Source organism: Cronobacter sp. HA18006, from assembly GCF_011605445.1.
GTDB classification, from domain to species: domain Bacteria; phylum Pseudomonadota; class Gammaproteobacteria; order Enterobacterales; family Enterobacteriaceae; genus Cronobacter; species Cronobacter sakazakii.
This window is the reverse complement of record NZ_JAANQB010000022.1, coordinates 271879-293033: the sequence shown is the minus strand read 5'-3', so window position 1 is coordinate 293033 and position 21155 is coordinate 271879. Positions and strand designations below refer to the sequence as shown.

Here is a 21155-nt window from a genome sequence, read left to right as displayed (position 1 = left end):
GACGAAACCGATAAAAAAAGCGAGAGGGTGTTATCCCGTCTCACTTTTATATAAACACCGCGCTTTTCAGAACGGACTTAAATCTACTTCGCCAGCTCCTGCAACGTGCGCAGTTGCGCGACCGCCTCCTGCATCGCGTCCATCCCTTTCGCGACGACTTTCAGGCGGCCCAGGCTCTGGGCGACGTTTTCGCGCTCTTCGCTGGTCTGCTCGCTCATCGAGGCGATACGATCCGCGGCTTCGATACTGCGGTCCGCCATGGTCTGGGTCGCGCTGACCGTTTCCGTGGTGACCTGGCGAATACGCGCTATCGTCTCAACAGACTCGTTGATGCTGTGCGCCGTTGCCTCCGCCTGCTCGCGTGACAGATGCGCCAGACGGCGCACTTCGCCCGCCACCACCGCGAAACCGCGCCCGGATTCACCGGCTCTCGCCGCCTCCACCGCGGCGTTGAGCGCCAGCAGGTTGGTCTGATCGGCGATAGAGCGGATCCCGCTGGTGATTTTGGTGATCCCCGCCGAAATGGTCTCCAGATCGCTTAAGCCCTGCTCCAGCCTGTCCTGCGCGTCACGGGTGTCGCGCGCGGCATTGCTCATGGAGCGGATATTCCCCTGCGCGATATCCAGCGTTTCGGTCTGCTGCGACGTTGCGTGCTCCAGCAGCGGCAGCGTGGAGAGCAGCGGCGACAGCTCCTGCTGATAGCTGATGACCTGCTCAATCACCTGCGACTGCATACGGTGCATCGCCTCCCAGCGGCGCAGCGTGCGTTGCGCGTAGTGTGCCGCGTAAGCCGCGTATTCCACCGGGAACTGGCTCATCGCCTGATTGGGCTTATCGAAAAACACCAGCGCGGAGAGCGTCTGGTTGATAGGCACCCCAAGAATTTCACCAAAGCTTGAAAAGCCCGCCGCCGGGATCTTGCGAAAGAAATCGGCGCGCGGCAGCGTTGCCAGGTTGTTCATCCGGCGCAGTACGCAGTCGTTAAGCAGCATCCCGGACGGTTTACCGTAACGGCGCGTGAACGCCTGCCAGTCGTGCTCCGTGTGCGCGACAAAATCGGTCGCTTTCATCAGATACAGCCTGTCGCCAAACTCCAGATCGCAGAAAAAACGGATCTGTGAGGATTCTATCTGCGCCACGGAACGAATAAAGAAGTCATCGCCCACTTTTACCGCGAAGGTATACCCCTCCAGCGCCTGCGCCAGCTGATCCGGTTTGCAGTTGAGCTGGCTTGCCAGATACGACGTAATGGGCTGTTGATGATCCTTGGCGTCGAACAGCGACGTGACGGTACGCGCGACCGGATCGGCCTGCGCCACCAGCCAGCTTTTGTCGGTCGGCTGGAAGTTCTGGCTTTTAAACGGCGCGAAAGATTTACCCGGTGCCATTTCACACAGGATGACAATCGCGCGGCCATCCATCATCCGGCCATTAACGCTCATCCAGGTGCCGCTGAAATCGAGCTTGCCGCCCGCCGCCCCGCCAACCGCGAGGCACGGGAAACGCCCGGATTTATACCAGGCCTGCATCAGGAACCCTTCCGAGGCGGCGAGCCCGTCGCAATAGATCATTGCAAAGGTGCGGTCTGCGCTTAACGACATCTTCACGTCGAGTGCGCTGAGATCGCGTGAAATCGCCTGCACGCGCTGTACCGCGCCCGGAATGCGGGTATGAAGATCGACAGAATGCACTTCGTGGCGGCCGATCAGCCCTTTAGGGAGCAGCAGCCAGCTCCCCTCGTCGCTCTCCAACGAGCAATAGACCGTCGCTTTATCCTGCTGGCACAGCGTGCCGGTGGAGGAAAGCACCAGTACGGTGCGTTCCGGCGTGGCGAAGCGCTGCCAGACCTGACTGACAGCATGAAAATCCGCGTTGGGCGGTACAAATACCATCAAGATGCCCGGCTTATCCGGCACGCCCGCGTCACGTAACGATGTAGGTAATTTATTACAGCGATACACACCGCTACGGGGGCTTTGCGCCGAAAATGTCCGTCCTGGACCCGTGATTAATGTTGACAGGATCCCCATGGTGGCCTCTTTTTATCTCTATTTTTCAAGTTATTCAGAGAAAAACGCCTCTCTGCCCCTCTGTTATCGGCAAAAGTTTCGATTAAAACAGTTCATTCGCTAAAATATTGTTAAGCGTGAGTAAATCCGCACGTTTTGTATGCAATTAAAATCCAACACAGCGGTTAAATCGTGAGCGGTTTCGCAGTAAGGTTGAAACGGGAAAAGGGCGGGAAAAAATGGCAGAAATCATGCATAAAAAAACCCGCCATAGCGGGTTTCTTAAAAGAGGGATTAGTTTTTGGTTTGCACCCAGAAGGCGTGGATGAGCCCCGGGAAATAGCCCAGCAGCGTCAGGAGGATGTTAATAAGGAACGCCCCACCGACACCTTTCCCCAGCAGTACGCCAAGCGGCGGCAGAATGATGGTAAAAATGATTCTCCAGAATCCCATAGTTACTCCTGTAGTTTTTTGCAGGTGTTGTAAGTCGCTTATTTTTATTAAGTTTAGTCGCTGAAAGACAAAGCGCCACCCGCCATACAGGACTTTACCTGGCCTAACGCGGCTATACAGAAGATAAGTTATTAACATTTTGCCAACAAAGCGCGGGATTGCGGTTGTCGGTGAACGCGGTGGTGGGCTACTGTTACAGAAACCCTATGAATAAAGGAGGTCATGATGTTTGCAGCAGGCGATATCGTTCAACCGCGTCTGGGCGGCCCGAAACTGAAAGTTATCGAAGTGCATGGCGATCAGATTGTCGCGGTGCGCCCGGATGACGAGCAGGGTGAGAAAGTCACGCTGAAAGCCGCCGATGTGGCGCTGTATAAAGAAGACGGCGATTTCGGGGTGTGTTGATCTGCGGCCGCACCGGTTGTAAGTGCGGTAGCGGCGTTTCACGGTGGGTGCGCTTTGCTTACCCACCCTTCGGTTTTACGTCTGGCGGATAAGCGAAGTGCATCCGCCTTACATTTTCTGCCCCGCATTTTCTCTGAACGCCTGTTCACTAAGCCTGTGATAAAACCCCAGGACAGCTTTAAGCCACTGCTGAACCTCGTTCTCACTCCACTGCGCGACCGGGCGCGCCTGCACAGCGCTGAAAGGCGCGCGAAGCATATGCAGCTCGCGCTGTAGTGCTTCTGGCAGTGCGGCGGGCGATATGTCGATAAGCGATTCAAACCAGAATCGCCGCAATTTTTTGCGCAAATCCCCTTCACGAACGAGCGCCATAATGCCCCGTTCAACCTGATATAACACGTCGTTAATGGCGTCCATGATGATAGTTAATCCCCGTAGAAAGCATGACGGGCATTATCCGACAGCACGCACAGAGTTGGGCTGAATAATGGTTAAACCTGTTTTACGGCGGGCTAATCATATTCATCGCACCGATAAATCCTTCCCATGGCACCTGCCTGTACCTCACGTCAGAACAGCATAAAAAGCTGCAATTTTCACGCAGACGCTATGGAAAACTCCACGACAAACCCAAAAACGCCTGGCAAAAAATTCTCTGCCGCAGGCGAAGCAATACGTTTGCCAGAGAAAAAATAACTCATTGAAACTAAATATAAAAATGATAACGAGTGCGAAAAAATAGCGAAGCGCCGCACGTTTTTGAATTTACAGAGGATTTTATGGACAAAGCGGCAATAAATAAAAATTTATCGCTAATTGAAAGCAATAATCCAGCCATATACTCTATCATCAACGCAAAATGCAAGGCATATCGCCAGCATAGCCTTTACCTTCCCGTTTTCCCTGTTGATGAGCCAGGAGCTTAATTCGATGTTTTCGCCGCATTCTCGCCTGCGTCACGCCGTAGCGGACACGTTTGCCATGGTAGTGTATTGCTCCGTCGTGGGGATGATGATTGAAATATTCGTCTCAGGAATGAGCTTCGAACAATCGCTCTCGTCACGCCTGGTGGCGATACCGGTCAATATGGTGATTGCCTGGCCGTATGGCCTTTACCGTGACGCCGTGATGCGCCTTGCCGCGCGTGTGGGTAAGGGCCGCCTGGTGAAAAATCTGGCAGATGTTATCGCCTACATTACTTTTCAGTCGCCCGTGTACGCCGCCATCCTGCTGTTTGTCGGCGCGGATATCCCGCAGATTATCACCGCGGTAAGCTCCAATATTGTGGTGTCGATGATGATGGGGGCGGCCTACGGGTATTTCCTCGATTATTGCCGCCGTCTGTTCCGGGTAAGCCCCGCTGCGCCGGTCAGCGCGCAGGCCTGAGAAGGGACGGTTTACTGCGGTTCGCCAAATAAGCCGTTCAGATAACGCTCCAGCGCCATGCGGGAGCTGAATCCCAGCGGGATGCCGTAATGCTCCTGCGCGTCCCCGCCAAGCCACAGCGGAAACTGCTGGTAGTGATCGCAGGTTTTCATTTCTGAAGCCGGGTCCGCCAGCGACTGGCTGCGCTCTCTGAGCGTCGGGTGAATAACCAGCGCCGTGCGCCCCATCCGCGCTTCACGATTCACATAGACATAATTCTCGCCGCGACGATAACCATAAGTTTTTGGCGTTACCACATCCATGGTAAATCCGGCTTTCTCCAGGACGCGCGCCACCTCATCGGGTCGTAAATACATAAATTTTCCTCATCTGCTTCAGCTGCGGGGAAACCTTACATTAGGAGGAATAGCAGGGCTTTCGGAAAAGTCCAGAAACGCCTCCTGACGGCCCCACGCGCCGAGACGGCTCACATTTTGTTCTATACTGTTATTAAGTAAACACAAAAGGGAGAGCGTTATGTTTAACCGAAATACCCGTAGTGACGTGAACGCTGGTGTGGATGAGATTAACCAGGACATTAGCCGCCTTGCCGATACGCTGGAAGGCGTACTCAAATCCTGGGGCAGCGATGCCAAAGGCGAAGCGGACGTGGCGCGCCGTAAAGCAGAATCGCTGCTGCGCGAAACCCGCGCCCGTATGCACGGGAGAAGCCAGGTTTCTCAGGCGGCCCGTGACGCGGTGAGCTGCGCGAGCACCTTTGTGCGCGAGCGCCCGCTGAGCAGCCTGGGTATCGGCGCAGCGGTCGGGATCTTCCTCGGCGCGCTGCTGATTACCCGCCGCTAACCTCTGAAGCACGGTTCAATGCCTTTTCCCCGGCGCTGCCGGGGAACGGCGTCTTGTAAGTCCTTTCTCTGCCCTTCTTCCTCTCAAAAAATCTTTCTTGTGCCTGAATGGCGTCCTGCCTGTGTCTGCGCGGCGTTGACACGTCTTTCTCCATAAACCCTATATATTGCGTAGTTGAAACTTATTATAACTACATCTAGTATCTTTCTTATCAGGCAACCCCAATCTTCACTGCCTCGCTGTGGGGATTTTAATCTATTGATGAGAATACGAATCATGCGCATAACTATTTACACAAGAAATGATTGCGTCCAGTGTCACGCCACTAAACGCGCGCTGGAAAGCCGCGGGATCGCGTTTGACACCATCAATCTCGACGAGCAGCCGGAAGCCATCGACACGCTGCGCGCGCAGGGTTTTCGCCAGTTACCGGTCGTGATGACCGATTCCCTGAGCTGGAGTGGTTTTCGCCCGGACATGATTAACCGCCTGCGCGCGGACTCCCTTGCGGCGAACGCATGACCAGGCTCATTTACTTCTCCAGCCGCTCGGAAAACACCCACCGGTTTATCGCGCGTCTGGGGCTGCCGGCGGCGCGAATTCCGCTGGAAGACCGCGAGCGGCTACGGGCAGACGAGCCTTACATCCTGGTGGTGCCGACCTACGGCGGTGGCGGCACCGCCGGTGCCGTACCGCGCCAGGTGATTCGGTTTCTTAATGATGAACACAACCGCGCGCTGCTGCGCGGGGTGATTGCCGCAGGCAACCGTAATTTCGGCGAAGGGTTTTGTCGCGCTGGCGACATCATCGCCCATAAATGTCAGGTGCCGTTTCTCTATCGCTTCGAGCTGATGGGCACCGGGCAAGATATCGATAACGTGCGTAAGGGAGTGAGCGAATTTTGGCAACGACAACATTAACCGGCGATGCCGTGCTGCAAACGCCGCCGGACTATCACGCGCTGAACGCGATGCTCAACCTTTACGACGCCGACGGACGCATCCAGTTTGAGAAAGACCGCGAGGCGGTGGCGGCGTTTATAACCGCGCATGTGGCACCGCGCTCGGTGACGTTTCCCGACACCTACGCGCGTCTGGCGTATCTCGTAAGCGAAGGCTATTACGATGAGAATGTCCTCAAACGCTACGACGCGGGTTTCGTCGCCGGGCTGTTTGATGAGGCACAGCGCTACGGTTTTACCTTTAAAACGTTTCTCGGCGCGTGGAAGTTTTACACCAGCTACACGCTGAAAACCTTCGACGGCAAGCGCTATCTGGAGCACTTCCCGGATCGCGCCTGCATGGTGGCGCTGACGCTCGCCTGCGGCGATGAAACGCTGGCGCGCCAGATCCTCGATGAAATCTTAAGCGGCCGCTTCCAGCCCGCCACGCCCACGTTCCTGAACTGCGGGAAAAAGCAGCGCGGCGAATTGGTCTCCTGCTTCCTGCTGCGCATTGAGGATAATATGGAGTCTATCGGCCGCGCGGTAAACGCCGCGCTCCAGCTCTCCAAACGCGGCGGCGGCGTGGCGTTTTCACTCTCGAATTTGCGTGAAGCGGGCGCGCCGATTAAGCGCATCGAAAACCAGTCCTCCGGCGTTATCCCGGTGATGAAAATGCTGGAAGACGCCTTTTCTTACGCCAACCAGCTCGGCGCGCGCCAGGGCGCGGGGGCGGTCTATCTGAGCGCGCATCACCCGGATATCCTGCGTTTTCTCGATACCAAACGTGAAAACGCCGATGAGAAAATCCGCATCAAAACACTCTCGCTCGGCGTAGTGATCCCCGACATCACCTTTGAGCTGGCGAAAGCCAACGCGCAGATGGCGCTGTTTTCGCCCTATGACGTGGAGCGTATTTACGGCAAGCCGTTCGGCGATATCAGCGTCAGCGAGATGTATTCACAACTGGTGGAAGACGAGCGTATCCGCAAGCGCTATATCAGCGCCCGCGAGCTGTTCCAGCGTCTGGCGGAGATTCAGTTTGAATCCGGCTATCCGTACATCATGTTTGAGGATACGGTGAACCGTGCCAACCCGATTGCCGGGCGCATTAACATGAGCAACCTGTGCTCGGAGATTTTGCAGGTCAACAGCGCCTCCACGTTTGATGAAAACCTTAATTACGCGACTACAGGCCACGATATCTCCTGCAATCTCGGCTCGCTCAATATCGCGCATACCATGGATTCGCCCGATTTCGGCCGGACGGTGGACGTGGCGGTACGCGCGCTGACGGCGGTGTCTGACATGAGCCATATCCGCAGCGTGCCGTCGATTGAAGCGGGTAACGCCGCATCCCACGCCATCGGGCTTGGGCAGATGAACCTGCACGGCTATCTGGCGCGCGAAGGCATCGCTTATGGCTCGCCGGAAGGGCTCGATTTCACCAATCTCTATTTCTATACCGTCACCTGGCATGCGCTGAACACGTCGATGAAACTGGCGCGCGAGCGCGGCGAGCGGTTTGAAGGGTTCGAAGCGTCGCGCTACGCGAGCGGCGAGTACTTTGACAAATACCTTACGCAGACATGGACGCCGCGCACCGCGCGGGTCGCAGAATTATTCGCGCGCGCGGGCATTACGCTGCCGACGCCAGAGATGTGGCGTGCGCTTCGCGACGACGTGATGCATCACGGGCTCTATAACCGCAACCTCCAGGCGGTGCCGCCGACCGGCTCTATCTCGTATATCAACCATGCGACGTCAAGCATCCACCCGATCGTCTCGAAAATCGAAATCCGCAAGGAAGGCAAAATCGGCCGCGTCTATTACCCCGCGCCGTTTATGACTAACGAGAATCTGTCGCTCTACCAGGATGCGTATGAAATCGGCCCCGAGAAAATCATCGACACCTACGCCGAGGCGACGCGCCATGTGGATCAGGGGCTGTCGCTGACGCTCTTTTTCCCGGATACCGCCACCACGCGCGATATCAACAAAGCGCAGATTTACGCCTGGAAGAAAGGCATCAAGACGCTCTATTACATTCGACTGCGCCAGCTGGCGCTGGAAGGCACCGAAATTGAGGGCTGCGTCTCCTGCGCCCTGTGAGGAAACACCATGATCCGTTTAAGCCGTATTAGCGCCATTAACTGGAATAAACTTCAGGACGAAAAAGATCTGGAGGTGTGGAACCGGCTCACCAGTAACTTCTGGCTGCCGGAAAAAGTGCCGCTCTCAAACGATATTCCGGCCTGGCAGACCTTAACGCCCGGCGAGCAGCAGCTGACCATCCGCGTTTTTACCGGGCTGACGCTGCTCGACACCATTCAGAACGCGGTGGGCGCGCCCGCGCTGATGGCCGACGCGCTGACGCCGCACGAAGAATCGGTGCTCTCAAACGTCAGCTTTATGGAGGCGGTACACGCGCGCTCGTACAGCTCGATTTTCTCCACGCTCTGCCAGACGCCGGACGTGGACGCCGCCTACGCCTGGAGTGAAGAGAACGCGCCGCTGCAACGCAAAGCGCAGATTATCCTTGCGCACTATCGCGAGGACGATCCGCTGAAGAAGAAAATCGCGAGCGTGTTTCTGGAATCCTTCCTGTTCTACTCCGGCTTTTATCTGCCGATGTACTGGTCGAGCCGCGGCAAGCTCACCAATACCGCCGATCTGATTCGTCTTATCATTCGCGACGAGGCGGTACATGGGTATTACATCGGCTACAAATATCAGCAGGCACTGGCGCAGGTGGACGACGCGCGCCGCGAATCGCTCAAAACTTTCGCGCTGGATCTGATGATGGAACTCTACGATAACGAGCTTGCGTACACCGAGGCGCTGTATCGTGACGTCGGCTGGGTGGACGATGTCAGCGCGTTCCTGTGCTACAACGCTAACAAAGCGCTGATGAATCTCGGTTATGAGGCGCTGTTCCCGCCGGAAATGGCGCAGGTGAACCCGTCGATTCTGGCCGCCCTCTCCCCCGGCGCCGATGAAAACCACGACTTTTTCTCCGGCTCTGGCTCGTCTTATGTCATGGGCAAAGCGGTGGAAACCGAAGACGAAGACTGGGATTTTTAATTCGCCCTCAGGCGCAAATAATCGCTATAAATTTCGCAGAATTATTTGCTGCAAAATTGTAAAATCCACGAAAATATCTCTGCGACATTCCTGACTGCTATTTCCGGACTCTCACGGGTGAATCACGCCGATTCACCCGCCATTTCGACACCTGGCCGCAAAAATATCACACTTCATTCATTGCCGCTCAGCCCAGCAATAGCGGGAAATAATCGCAATTCGGCGACGCAATTCACCTCACATTGCGGAAATTGAGGGTTGTCTCAGAATCTCAGTATGCTAGGGTATGCCCCGGTAACTATTTCCTGCAGGAATCATCTTAACGGCAAAATATAACAGGACTCACGCTATTGCATGGCAATTAAATTAGAAATTAAGAATCTATATAAAATATTTGGAGAGCACCCACAGCGGGCCTTTAAATATATTGAACAAGGGCTTTCAAAAGCCGAAATACTGGAAAAGACCGGGCTGTCTGTCGGCGTAAAAGACGCCACTCTGGCCATTGAAGAAGGCGAGATATTTGTGATCATGGGGTTATCCGGCTCGGGTAAATCCACTATGGTTCGCCTTCTCAATCGCCTGATTGAACCCACCCGCGGCCAGGTGCTGATTGACGGCGAGGATATCGCCAGAATATCTGACGCCGCGCTGCGCGAGGTGCGCAAGAAAAAGATAGCGATGGTATTCCAGTCATTTGCGCTAATGCCGCATATGACGGTTTTAAATAATACCGCCTTCGGCATGGAATTAGCTGGCGTGCCGCAAAAAGAGCGTCAGGAAAAAGCGCTTGACGCTCTGCGCCAGGTCGGGCTTGAGAATTACGCCCACGCGTATCCCGATGAACTTTCAGGCGGAATGCGCCAGCGCGTCGGGCTTGCGCGCGCGCTGGCCATTAACCCTGACATCCTGTTAATGGATGAAGCCTTCTCGGCGCTCGATCCGTTAATTCGCAGTGAAATGCAGGATGAATTAATTAAGCTTCAGTCGCGCCACCAGCGCACCATCGTGTTTATTTCCCACGACCTGGATGAAGCCATGCGAATTGGCGATCGCATCGCGATTATGCAAAACGGCGAAGTGGTGCAGGTCGGCACGCCGGATGAAATTTTGAATAATCCGGCGAACGATTATGTGCGCACGTTTTTCCGCGGTGTCGATATTAGCCAGGTCTTTAGCGCGAAAGATATCGCGCGCCGCAGCCCGGCGGGCCTGTTGCGTAAAACGCCAGGTTTCGGCCCACGTTCGGCCATCAAGCTGTTGCAGGATGAAGACCGCGAATTTGGTTATGTCGTCGAGCGCGGCAACCGCTTTGTCGGCACCGTGTCTGTCGATTCCCTGAAAGCGGCGCTGGCGGCAGGCCAGGGGCTGGACAGCGCGTTGCTGGAGACGCCCGCGGCGGTAAGCGCCGACACGCCGTTAAGCGAACTGCTCTCGCCGGTTGGGGTCGCGCCGTGCGCCGTCCCGGTCGTCGGCGACGAGCAACAGTATGTGGGCGTTATCTCAAAAGGGGTATTGCTGAAAGCTTTAGATCGCGAGGGGGCCACCAATGACTGATCAGACGCAAAATCCGTGGGATACCGGCGCCGCTGACGCCGCCGCGAACAGCGCCAGCAGCGCAGACGCCTGGGGCAGCCCGACGCCTGCGCCCGAGAGCGGCTCCACCGACTGGCTGAACAGCGCGCCCGCGCCTGCGCCCGAGCATTTCAACATTATGGACCCGTTCCATAACACGCTGATCCCGCTTGACCGCTGGGTGACGGAAGGCATCGACTGGGTGGTGACGCACTTCCGCCCGCTGTTCCAGGGCATTCGCGTGCCGGTGGATTACATCCTGAACGCCTTCCAGCAACTGCTGCTGGGGATGCCCGCGCCGGTGGCGATTATCCTGTTCGCGCTGATCGCCTGGCAGATTTCCGGCGCGGGTATGGGTGTTGCGACCCTGGTATCGCTGATCCTCATCGGCGCCATTGGCGCCTGGTCGCAGGCGATGGTGACGCTGGCGCTGGTGCTGACCGCGCTGTTGTTCTGCGTGGTGATTGGCCTGCCGCTTGGGATCTGGCTGGCGCGTAGCCCACGCGCGGCGAAAATTATTCGCCCGCTGCTGGATGCGATGCAGACGACGCCCGCGTTTGTTTATCTGGTGCCGATTGTGATGCTGTTTGGCATCGGCAACGTGCCGGGCGTGGTGGTAACGATTATCTTCGCCCTGCCGCCGGTAGTGCGCCTGACGATCCTCGGGATTAACCAGGTGCCGGAAGATCTTATCGAAGCGGCGCGCTCGTTTGGCTCCAGCCCGCGCCAGATGCTGTTTAAAGTACAGTTGCCGCTGGCCATGCCCACCATTATGGCGGGAATTAACCAGACGCTGATGCTGGCTCTCTCTATGGTCGTGATCGCCTCGATGATCGCCGTCGGCGGGCTGGGCCAGATGGTACTGCGCGGTATTGGCCGCCTCGACATGGGGCTTGCCACGGTCGGCGGCGTAGGGATTGTTATCCTCGCCATTATTCTCGACCGGCTGACGCAGGCCGTGGGCCGCGACGCCCGCAGCCGCGGCAACCGTCGCTGGTACGCCAGCGGCCCGCTTGGTCTTATCACCCGTCCATTCATTAAATAAAGCGCTGGCGGCGCAGGCCGCCCGCTTTCCCTCATCTGAATAAAAGGAATAACGATGCGACATTCTGTTCTTTTCGCCACAGCCTTTGCCACACTCGTTACCACCAGCACCTTTGCCGCCGATCTGCCGGGCAAAGGCATTACCGTCCAGCCGGTGCAGAGCACAATTTCCGAAGAGAGCTTTCAGACGCGGTTAGTGAGCCGCGCGCTGGAGAAGCTCGGCTATACCGTGAATAAAACCAGCGAAGTGGATTACAACGTCGGCTACACCTCGATTGCCTCCGGCGACGCTACCTTTACCGCCGTGAACTGGCAGCCGCTGCATGACGATATGTACGCGGCCGCAGGCGGCGACAAGAAGTTTTACCGTGAAGGCACCTATGTGACGGGCGCGGCGCAAGGGTATCTGATTGACCGTAAAACGGCCGAGAAATATCACATTACCAATATCGCGCAACTGAAAGATCCGAAGCTCGCGAAGCTGTTCGACAGCAACGGCGACGGCAAAGCGGACATGATGGGCTGTACGCCTGGCTGGGGCTGCGAGGCGGTGATTAACCATCAGAACACGGCGTATGGCCTGCAAAACACCGTGACCGTGAACCACGGCAACTACGCGGCGATGATGGCCGATACCATTGCGCGTTATAAAGAAGGTAAACCGGTGCTCTATTACACCTGGACGCCGTACTGGGTGAGCGACGTGCTGAAGCCGGGTAAAGATGTGGTGTGGCTGCAGGTGCCGTTCTCGTCCCTGCCGGGCGAGCAAAAGGATATCGACACTAAACTTTCAAACGGCAATAACTTCGGCTTCCCGGTGAATACAATGCACATTGTGGCGAATAAAGCCTGGGCGGAGAAGAACCCGGCGGCGGCGAAACTGTTCGCGGTAATGAAGTTGCCGATTACCGATATCAACGCCCAGAACGCGATGATGCACAGCGGCAGAGCGAGCGAGGCGGATATCGAAAGCCATGTGGATGGCTGGATTAAAGCCCACCAGCAGCAGTTCGATGGCTGGATCAAGGAAGCGCTGGCCGCGCAGAAGTAAGCGCTTTGCGATGAGAGATAATACCCGCCACCCGGCGGGTGTTTTGTTTTAACGGCGGGTGTATTTTTAACGGCGGGTGCGCTTCGCTTACCCGCCCTACAGGTAATATCGTGTCTTCCGGGTGGGTGTCTTGTTTTAACGGCGGGTGCGCTGCGCTTACCCGCCCTACGCGTAACATCCCTTCTTCCGGGTGGGTGTCTTGTTTTAATGGCGGGTGCGCTTCGCTTACCCGCCCTGGGCGTAACATCCCTTCTTCCGGGTAGGTGTTTTGTTTTAATGGCGGGTGCGCTTCGCTTACCCGCCCTGCAAATGGAATCGCTGCTTTGATGTAGGGTGGGTAAGCGCAGCGCACCCACCGCCCCAAAACGCACAATCCGACACTTAACAAATCCCCAACATTCTGGCGCTACGATGCGGTTCCGTTATCATAATGGCTTTCGGCAAGCGTTTTCCCGCCTCTCTGGATAACAATACAGAACCATTATGACCAAACAGACTCAAGGACTTAGCACATCGCTGACGGTACTGATGTCCGTCGCTACCGGGCTTGTGGTCGCGAGCAACTACTATGCTCAACCGCTGCTCGACACCATTGCCCACGCGTTCGCCATTACCGCTAACCAGGCGGGCTTTATCGTCACCGCCGCCCAGCTCGGCTACGCTTTCGGGCTGCTGTTTCTGGTGCCGCTCGGCGATATGTTTGAACGCCGCCGCATGATCGTGGTGATGACGCTGCTGGCCGCCGCCGGGATGCTTATCACCGCGAGCAGTCATACGCTCGCGATGATGATTCTGGGCACCGCGCTGACCGGCCTGTTCTCCGTCGTGGCGCAAATCCTGGTGCCGCTTGCCGCCACGCTCGCCGCGCCGGAAAAACGCGGTAAGGTCGTGGGGACTATTATGAGCGGCCTGCTGCTCGGCATTCTGCTGGCGCGTACCGTTTCCGGCGCGCTGGCAAACCTCGGCGGCTGGCGCACGGTGTACTGGGTCGCGACGGTGCTGATGGCCGTTATGGCGCTGGCGCTCTGGCGCGGCCTGCCTGTCGTCAGGCAGACCAGTACGCTTAACTATCCGCAACTGCTCGGCTCCATCTTCCGCCTGTTTACCCGCGATAAACTGCTGCGCACCCGCGCGCTGCTGGGCTGCCTCACCTTCGCCAACTTCAGCATTCTCTGGACATCGATGGCGTTTTTACTGGCGGGCGCGCCGTTTCATTTCTCAGACGGCGTGATTGGGCTGTTTGGCCTGGCGGGTGCGGCAGGCGCACTTGGCGCGCGTCCGGCAGGCGGTTTTGTCGATAAAGGCAAAGCGCACCTCACCACGACCTGGGGGCTGGTCCTGCTGCTGCTGTCGTGGATTGCCGTGGCGTTCGGACAGTTTTCGGTTATCGCGCTCATCATCGGCATTCTGGTGCTCGATCTTACGGTACAGGGCGTACATATCACCAACCAGAGCGTGATTTATCGCATCCACCCGGACGCCCGTAACCGTCTTACCGCCGGTTATATGACCAGCTACTTTATTGGCGGCGCGGCGGGTTCACTTATCTCCGCCTCGGCGTGGCAACACGCGGGATGGAACGGTGTCTGCGCCGCAGGTGCCATTATCGCCCTACTAAATCTGGTAGTGTGGTGGTGCGGCTATCACCGTCATAGCGGGACAGAGTGAGGTCTGCGTCGCACCTTTGCCGTCCTGAATGCCTGCGAAGGGTGTTAAGGGCGGTAACACTCTGTTAAGGTTATGCGGAGTTATTTATTCGAGTGATTTTAACTTCGGTAATATATCAAAAACGTATATGGATATACCCACACCTTTAAGCCCCTCCCTGCCTCCTCGCGCATTTTCGCTGGCAGGGAGCATAAGCGAAACTTTGCCATCATTTTTCAGCGGCTTGTCCGTGGCTGTTATCCCGCGTTTGTGCTCGCTACCGTCTGGTTTGACATCATCCGAATCCACTTTTTACTTTTCTGTCGCTTATATGAACGACCGCCGACCCGCACCGTTTTTCGCCGATACGCATACCGCGCAGGGGTCGTCGATTTCATATTCTGCCCGCCAGGTCGCAGGCGGCGGGCGCTCCGGGTATGGAATAGCCCGGAAGCTCATGACGGTAACGTAGCCATTAATGATTCATCTGAATAATAGATTTACATGATTTGTTACCGTCGTTATTATATCGGCTGCAATTAATGAGGTTATACCCAAATGGATAGTTCGTTTACGCCCATTGAACAGATGCTTAAATTTCGCGCCAGTCGCTATGAGGATTTTCCGTACCAGGAAATTCTCCTGACTCGCCTGTGCATGCACATGCAGGGCAAGCTGCTGGAAAACCGCAATAAAATGCTGAAGGCTCAGGGGATTAACGAGACATTGTTTATGGCGTTGCTGACCCTGGAATCGCAGGAGAATCACAGCATTCAGCCGAGCGAGCTGAGCTGCGCACTGGGATCGTCGCGCACGAACGCCACCCGTATTGCCGATGAGCTGGAAAAACGCGGCTGGATCGAGCGTCGTGAAAGCGATAACGATCGCCGCTGCCTGCATCTTCAGTTGACCGAGAAAGGTCAGGAATTCTTACGTCAGGTACTGCCGCCGCAGCATCACTGCCTGCATCTGCTCTGGTCCTCTTTAAACAGCCAGGAAAAAGAGCAGCTTGAGCAGATAACCCGCAAATTGCTCGACCGCCTCGACCAGATGGAAGAGGACAATACGCTGCTTGAGGCCGTTCGCTAACGCGCCGATAAGCGCTCGTTTCGCAAACGTGCCGTTGCAAGGAAACCGCTACACTGACAGGCCAGCATTTTCATGCTGGCCTTTTTGACAACAGAGGTCGGCTATCGCCGACAACAACAATAAGAACGTGGAGATAAACATGAGCGCAAATGCGGAGAACACCACCCCGCAGCAACCGGTCAGTAACAAAAAGGGCAAACGCAAAGGCGCCCTGCTGTTATTAACCTTGCTCTTTGTTGTTATTGCCGTGGCGTATGGCGTTTACTGGTTTTTAGTGGCGCGTCATTTTGAAGAGACCGATGACGCCTACGTGGCCGGGAATCAGGTACAAATCATGGCGCAGGTCTCCGGCAGCGTCACCAAAGTCTGGGTGGAGAACACCGACTTTGTGAAAAAAGGCGACGTGCTGGTGACGCTCGACCCGACCGACGCCCAGCAGGCGTTTGAGAAAGCGAAAACGGAACTGGCCTCAAGCGTACGTCAGACCCGACAGCTGATGATTAACAGCAAGCAGTACGCCGCGAATATTGAGGTTAAGAAAACCGCACTGGCGCAGGCGCAGAGCGACTTAAACCGCCGCGTGCCGCTCGGCAGCGCGAATTTAATTGGCCGTGAAGAACTGCAGCATGCCCGCGATGCGGTCGCGAGCGCCCAGGCGCAGCTGGATGTCGCTATCCAGCAGTACAACGCCAACCAGGCGATGATCCTCGGCACGAAGCTTGAAGACCAGCCTGCGGTGCAACAGGCCGCCACCGAAGTGCGCAACGCCTGGCTTGCGCTTGAGCGTACCAAAATCGTCAGCCCGATGACCGGCTATGTGTCGCGCCGCTCTGTTCAGGTCGGCGCGCAGATTAGCCCGACGACGCCGCTGATGGCCATCGTTCCGTCGAGCGGTCTGTGGGTGGACGCGAACTTTAAAGAAACCCAGCTGGCGCATATGCGCATCGGCCAGCCGGCTACCGTGGTGAGCGATATCTACGGCGATGACGTGGAGTACACCGGTAAAGTGGTCGGCCTCGATATGGGCACCGGCAGCGCCTTCTCCCTGCTGCCTGCGCAGAACGCCACCGGTAACTGGATCAAAGTGGTTCAGCGTCTGCCGGTACGTATCGAGCTGGACGCGAAACAGCTGGAGCAGCATCCGCTGCGCATCGGCCTGTCCATGCTGGTGAAAGTCGATACCACCAACCGCGACGGCGGCGTCCTCGCGACCCAGACGCGCTCTGAGCCTGCGTACCAGAGCAACGCGCGCGAAATCGCGCTGGAGCCGGTGAACAAGCTGATTAACGATATCGTGCAGGCGAACGCGGGTTAACCGGCGGAGGTTGTATGCAGCAACGTAAACCGCTTGAAGGGGCGCAACTGGTCGTCATGACCATCGCCCTTTCGCTTGCCACCTTCATGCAGGTGCTGGATTCCACCATCGCGAACGTGGCGATCCCGACGATCGCCGGTAACCTCGGTGCCTCGTTAAGCCAGGGCACCTGGGTCATAACCTCCTTCGGGGTGGCAAACGCCATCTCGATTCCCTTGACCGGCTGGCTTGCGAAGCGCGTCGGCGAGGTGAAGCTGTTCGTCTGGTCGACTATCGCGTTCGCGATTGCCTCCTGGGCCTGTGGCGTCTCAAACAGTCTGAACATGCTGATTTTCTTCCGCGTGATTCAGGGGATCGTGGCCGGGCCGCTGATTCCGCTCTCTCAGAGTCTGCTGCTGAGCAACTATCCGCCCGCCAAACGTTCTGTCGCGCTGGCGCTGTGGTCGATGACGGTCATCGTCGCCCCCATCTGCGGGCCCATTCTCGGCGGCTGGATCAGCGATAACTATCACTGGGGCTGGATATTCTTTATCAACGTGCCGATCGGCATCGTCGTGGTGTTGATGACGCTGCAATCGCTGCGCGGGCGTGAAACCCGCACCGAGCAGCGGCGCATCGACGCCGTGGGGCTGGGGCTGCTGGTGATAGGCATCGGCTGCCTGCAGGTGATGCTCGACCAGGGTAAAGAGCTCGACTGGTTTAACTCGACCGAAATCATTGTGTTGACCGTTGTGGCGGTAGTGGCGCTGAGCTTCCTGATTGTCTGGGAGCTGACCGACGAACATCCGATTGTCGATCTCTCGCTGTTTAAATCGCGCAACTTTACCATCGGCTGTCTGAGTATCAGTCTTGCCTATATGCTCTACTTCGGCTCGATTGTGTTGCTGCCGCAGCTGTTGCAGGAGGTCTACGGCTATACCGCGACCTGGGCGGGGCTGGCGTCGGCACCGGTCGGGATAATCCCGGTGATTCTCTCGCCGATTATCGGGCGCTTTGCGCACCGGCTGGATATGCGCCGCCTGGTGACATTCAGCTTTATTATGTACGCGGTGTGCTTCTACTGGCGCGCGTATACCTTCGAGCCGGGAATGGATTTCGGGGCGTCGGCATGGCCGCAGTTTATTCAGGGCTTCGCGGTAGCGTGCTTCTTTATGCCGCTCACTACTATTACCCTCTCCGGCCTGCCGCCGGAGCGGCTGGCCGCGGCGTCGAGCCTGTCGAACTTCTTAAGGACGCTCGCAGGTTCCATCGGCACCTCGATAACCACGACGCTGTGGACCAACCGGGAATCGATGCACCACGCGCAGCTGACCGAGTCGGTCACGCCGTTTAACCCCAACGCGCAGGAGATGTATAACCAGCTCCAGGGCATGGGAATGACGCAGCAGCAGGCGTCCGGGTATATTGCGCAGCAGATTACCAACCAGGGGCTGATTATCTCCGCCAATGAGATTTTCTGGGCGTCTGCGGGCGTGTTCCTCGTCCTGCTCGGGCTTATCTGGTTCGCGAGACCGCCTTTCGGCGCGGGCGGTGGCGGCGGTGGCGCTCACTGATGGTTCTGTAAAAAGGCCCGCACTGGCGGGCCTTTTTTATTGATGCGGATTATTCCTTCGCGGGGGGCATGCCCTGCTTACGCAATTGCGCGATGAGACGCTCCAGCGGCAGTGGCCGACACATCAGATATCCCTGGGTTTCATCGCATTGATACATTTTAAGCTGCGCCAGCTGCTCCGGCGTCTCCACGCCTTCCGCGGTGATGCTGAGTGAGAACGCTTTGCCAAGCCCGATGATATTCTCCACGATGCTGTTGGCGTTATCCGAGTGCGGCATGCCCGCCACAAAGGATTTATCAAGCTTAATGCCATCGAACGGGAACGTGCGCAGGTAGCTCAACGACGAATAGCCCGTGCCGAAATCATCGATAAGCAGCCGCACGCCGAGCGCTTTGAGGCCATTCATCAGCGCAAGGCTCTGCTCAGGGTTTGAGAGCGTGGCGTTTTCTGTGACTTCCAGCTCAAGCCTTTCTGGCGCAAGCCCGGTCGTGTTCAGCACCTCCTGCACCCGCTCCACCAGCCCTGGCGTTCGGAACTCCATCGCCGAAATATTCACGGAGACAGAAAGCCCGGGCATGTCGCGCTGCGCATCGCGGCAGGCGGCGTTCAGCACCCAGTCGCTGATGGCGATAATCAGCCCGGTCTCTTCGGCGAGCGGAATGAACTGATCCGGCATCAGCAGCCCGAGCGTTGGGTGATGCCAGCGTAACAGCGCTTCAACCGCCACCACCTTTTCAGCGTTGACGTCATAGCGCGGCTGATAGACCAGCCGGAACTGCTGCTCGCGGATAGCTTCACGCAGGCTGTTCTCCATTTCGCGGCGCTGGACAATCTGTTCGGCCATATCGGCGTTATAAAATACCCAGCCGTTGCGCCCGCGGCTTTTCGCTTTATAGAGCGCGATGTCCGAGAAGCGCAGCAGATCGGTCGCGTTTACCGCGTCCTGCGGCGCGAGCGCGATCCCCATACTGGCACCGATGAGGATCTCATGATCCTGCACGCTGAAGGGCCGGTTGAGCTCGGCAAGAATGCGCGCGCAGAGTTGCTCCAGCGCTTCCTTGCGTTCGATATCCGGGATAATCAGGATAAATTCATCGCCGCCCTGACGCGCCACCAGATCGAAATCGCGCAGGCAGGCGCGCAGACGCTCGGAAACCTGATGCAGCAGTTCGTCGCCGACGCCGTGGCCAAAGAGATCGTTAACCGGTTTAAACTTATCGAGATCGAGGCTAATCATCGCCAGCGGATGCTCGCGCGTCGGGCGCGACTGAAGTTTGCCTTCCAGAAACTCTTTCATGCGCACCCGGTTAGGCAGGCCGGTCAGTTCATCATGCAGCGAGAGATACTGCACGCGCGCCTGCGCTTCGACTTCAAGCGTGACGTCGGTCGCGGTGCCGCGAAAGCTTAGCCCGCCTTCCGGTGTAGCGATGGGCTTCGCCACCAAATTGCAGTAGCGCTGATGTCCCTGCGCGGACAGATAGCGGCAGTGGGTCATGTTGCGGTGTCCGCCGTGCCCCGGCTGATGGAACCACGCTTCCAGCGTCGCCCTGTCCTCCTGAATAAACTCGGTGACGCGCCGCCCTAACCAGTCGGCGATGCGATAGCCGGTAATGACCGGAAAACGCTCGGAAAGCCAGGTGAAGCGCAGCTCGTCGTCCGTTTCCCAGATCCAGTCGGTGGTCGCTTCCGCGACATCACGAAAACGCCGTTCGCTGGCAGCCAGCGCGAGCCGGTTTTGCTCCAGCAAAAAGGCATTTTCATCATTGAGCCGCGCTTTATTGAGCGCGTTACGCATGGAAATACCTGCGACCAGCCCCGTAAAACACATCAGGAAAATCAGCAGCGGCAGGATAACGACAATCAGGTTGTGGCCGGGATCTTCGCTGCGCCAGACCATCGTGACGTGGCCGTTGCCAAGCGGCAGGCTCAGCGTCACCTCACGGTAGCCAGGCGATGCGTCGCCGGGTTTACGCACATGCAGATCCTCAATGCCATATTCGTGGCCCATCTGCGCGAGCTCCGCGCCACTCAGCACATCGATAAAAACCAGCAGCGACGGCGTGCCGGGTTCAGCGGCAACATTTTTGTCCCCGCCGCTGCGTATCCAGGCGGCCCCCACCAGCGCGGGCTGGCCGTGGTATTCCATCGGCGTGATGACACAAGCCCCATCGGAGGCATCAAGCGCGGTGCGCAGACTGCTCAACACCGGCGCGCCTGTCCAGTGCTCCACTTTCTGGTGACTGAGTTTGCCGTTCACAACGCTGTAGCGGGTCGCATTGCTGCCATCAACGACAAAAACGCCGTCATAGCCGAACATCTCATAGAGCGATGCGCCCAGATTTCCGCGGTCCCACGCCCAGGTCACGTTGACCGCCTGATGCAAATTCAGGTAAGCCTCGCCCCAGTCAGAGTAGTCATTAAGCGTGGTTTTTATCGTATCCTGGCGATTTTGCAGGGCTTTTAATAACAGATGACGGCTTTGTGCATCCGCGCGCTCGTTGATAGTATTCGCAATGTGCAGAAGAGAAAGCATCGCTATCAGGAAAAACAGCCCTAACAGAGCGCCCATAAAAAGTAATGTTCGTCGGATAAAACGGGTGGTATTTCCCGTCTCGTTACCGGATAAGTCAGAAACGCCGCGTCTGAATAAACCCCTCATTCCTCGTTCCCAGTCTGCAATAGCCTTGATAATAGTATGACGTCCGTGAAAAGATCTGCGCAGCGCGCGATATCATTATTATTCACGGTGTTACCCCTGAAC

At 57.1% G+C, this 21155-nt stretch carries 20 protein-coding genes; 15 read left to right on the top strand and 5 right to left on the bottom strand.

All coding sequences use genetic code 11. The features are described from left to right. Positions 1–83 precede the first annotated feature (83 nt). Both G9X48_RS16010 and G9X48_RS16005 read right to left on the bottom strand, forming a co-directional pair. On the bottom strand, positions 84–1961 hold the full coding sequence (locus G9X48_RS16010) for a methyl-accepting chemotaxis protein (protein ID WP_032987812.1): 1878 nt from the start codon (positions 1959–1961) through the stop codon (positions 84–86). 342 nt (positions 1962–2303) lie between these two features. Then, entirely contained in the window at positions 2304–2462 is a 159-nt protein-coding gene (locus tag G9X48_RS16005; RefSeq protein ID WP_004386461.1) for a YqaE/Pmp3 family membrane protein, read from the bottom strand. Positions 2463–2687: 225 nt separating this feature from the next. Here G9X48_RS16005 and G9X48_RS16000 point away from each other — a divergent pair, with 225 nt between their 5' ends. Then, positions 2688–2867: a hypothetical protein gene (locus G9X48_RS16000; protein ID WP_004386460.1), complete on the top strand. Its 180-nt coding sequence runs from the start codon at positions 2688–2690 to the stop codon at positions 2865–2867. A gap of 108 nt (positions 2868–2975) precedes the next feature. Here G9X48_RS16000 and G9X48_RS15995 read toward each other — a convergent pair whose 3' ends face one another. Then, positions 2976–3284, bottom strand: a complete 309-nt coding sequence (locus G9X48_RS15995) for a hypothetical protein (RefSeq protein ID WP_063265386.1) — start codon at positions 3282–3284, stop codon at positions 2976–2978. 311 nt (positions 3285–3595) lie between these two features. Between G9X48_RS15995 and G9X48_RS15990 the strand changes: the two genes are divergently transcribed. Next, positions 3596–3793 carry a hypothetical protein gene (locus G9X48_RS15990; RefSeq protein WP_097641782.1) on the top strand — a complete coding sequence of 66 codons (198 nt, stop codon included), beginning with the start codon at positions 3596–3598 and terminating at the stop codon, positions 3791–3793. A gap of 4 nt (positions 3794–3797) precedes the next feature. Continuing rightward, on the top strand, positions 3798–4253 hold the full coding sequence (locus G9X48_RS15985; protein ID WP_007870324.1) for an L-alanine exporter AlaE: 456 nt from the start codon (positions 3798–3800) through the stop codon (positions 4251–4253). Positions 4254–4264: 11 nt separating this feature from the next. Here the strand turns inward: G9X48_RS15985 and G9X48_RS15980 are convergent, their stop codons facing one another. After that, a complete protein-coding gene (locus G9X48_RS15980) occupies positions 4265–4609 on the bottom strand; it encodes a DUF2002 family protein (protein ID WP_004386457.1) in 345 nt (114 codons plus the stop codon). 160 nt (positions 4610–4769) lie between these two features. Between G9X48_RS15980 and G9X48_RS15975 the strand changes: the two genes are divergently transcribed. From G9X48_RS15975 to emrB, 12 genes are all read left to right on the top strand, one after another. Further along, entirely contained in the window at positions 4770–5096 is a 327-nt protein-coding gene (locus G9X48_RS15975) for a DUF883 family protein (RefSeq protein ID WP_004386456.1), read from the top strand. A 276-nt stretch (positions 5097–5372) separates the two neighbouring features. Further along, positions 5373–5618, top strand: coding sequence for a glutaredoxin-like protein NrdH (gene nrdH / locus G9X48_RS15970; protein WP_004386455.1), 246 nt, complete (start codon positions 5373–5375; stop codon positions 5616–5618). After that, positions 5615–6016, top strand: coding sequence for a class Ib ribonucleoside-diphosphate reductase assembly flavoprotein NrdI (gene nrdI, locus G9X48_RS15965; RefSeq protein WP_007870329.1), 402 nt, complete (start codon positions 5615–5617; stop codon positions 6014–6016). The genes nrdH and nrdI overlap by 4 nt, the downstream gene beginning before the upstream one ends. Further along, positions 5998–8148, top strand: coding sequence for a class 1b ribonucleoside-diphosphate reductase subunit alpha (nrdE, locus tag G9X48_RS15960; RefSeq protein WP_097641781.1), 2151 nt, complete (start codon positions 5998–6000; stop codon positions 8146–8148). Before nrdI ends, nrdE begins: the two co-directional genes overlap by 19 nt. A gap of 12 nt (positions 8149–8160) precedes the next feature. Further along, positions 8161–9120: a class 1b ribonucleoside-diphosphate reductase subunit beta gene (gene nrdF, locus G9X48_RS15955; protein WP_097641802.1), complete on the top strand. Its 960-nt coding sequence runs from the start codon at positions 8161–8163 to the stop codon at positions 9118–9120. 354 nt (positions 9121–9474) lie between these two features. After that, a complete protein-coding gene (gene proV / locus G9X48_RS15950; RefSeq protein ID WP_097641780.1) occupies positions 9475–10677 on the top strand; it encodes a glycine betaine/L-proline ABC transporter ATP-binding protein ProV in 1203 nt (400 codons plus the stop codon). Then, positions 10670–11740 (top strand): glycine betaine/L-proline ABC transporter permease ProW, encoded by a 1071-nt coding sequence (gene proW, locus G9X48_RS15945; protein ID WP_097641779.1) that lies wholly within the window; start codon positions 10670–10672, stop codon positions 11738–11740. The genes proV and proW overlap by 8 nt, the downstream gene beginning before the upstream one ends. Positions 11741–11794: 54 nt before the next feature. Further along, positions 11795–12790: a glycine betaine/L-proline ABC transporter substrate-binding protein ProX gene (gene proX, locus G9X48_RS15940; protein ID WP_007894633.1), complete on the top strand. Its 996-nt coding sequence runs from the start codon at positions 11795–11797 to the stop codon at positions 12788–12790. A gap of 483 nt (positions 12791–13273) precedes the next feature. After that, positions 13274–14458, top strand: coding sequence for an MFS transporter (locus G9X48_RS15935; RefSeq protein WP_004386448.1), 1185 nt, complete (start codon positions 13274–13276; stop codon positions 14456–14458). Between the two features lie 537 nt (positions 14459–14995). After that, positions 14996–15526, top strand: a complete 531-nt coding sequence (gene mprA, locus G9X48_RS15930; protein WP_004386446.1) for a transcriptional repressor MprA — start codon at positions 14996–14998, stop codon at positions 15524–15526. Between the two features lie 139 nt (positions 15527–15665). Next, on the top strand, positions 15666–16841 hold the full coding sequence (gene emrA / locus G9X48_RS15925) for a multidrug efflux MFS transporter periplasmic adaptor subunit EmrA (protein WP_097641778.1): 1176 nt from the start codon (positions 15666–15668) through the stop codon (positions 16839–16841). A 14-nt stretch (positions 16842–16855) separates the two neighbouring features. Further along, positions 16856–18394 (top strand): multidrug efflux MFS transporter permease subunit EmrB, encoded by a 1539-nt coding sequence (gene emrB, locus G9X48_RS15920; RefSeq protein WP_004386444.1) that lies wholly within the window; start codon positions 16856–16858, stop codon positions 18392–18394. Positions 18395–18443: 49 nt separating this feature from the next. Here the strand turns inward: emrB and G9X48_RS15915 are convergent, their stop codons facing one another. Continuing rightward, positions 18444–20963, bottom strand: coding sequence for an EAL domain-containing protein (locus tag G9X48_RS15915; protein ID WP_097582994.1), 2520 nt, complete (start codon positions 20961–20963; stop codon positions 18444–18446). Between the last annotated feature and the right edge of the window lie 192 nt (positions 20964–21155).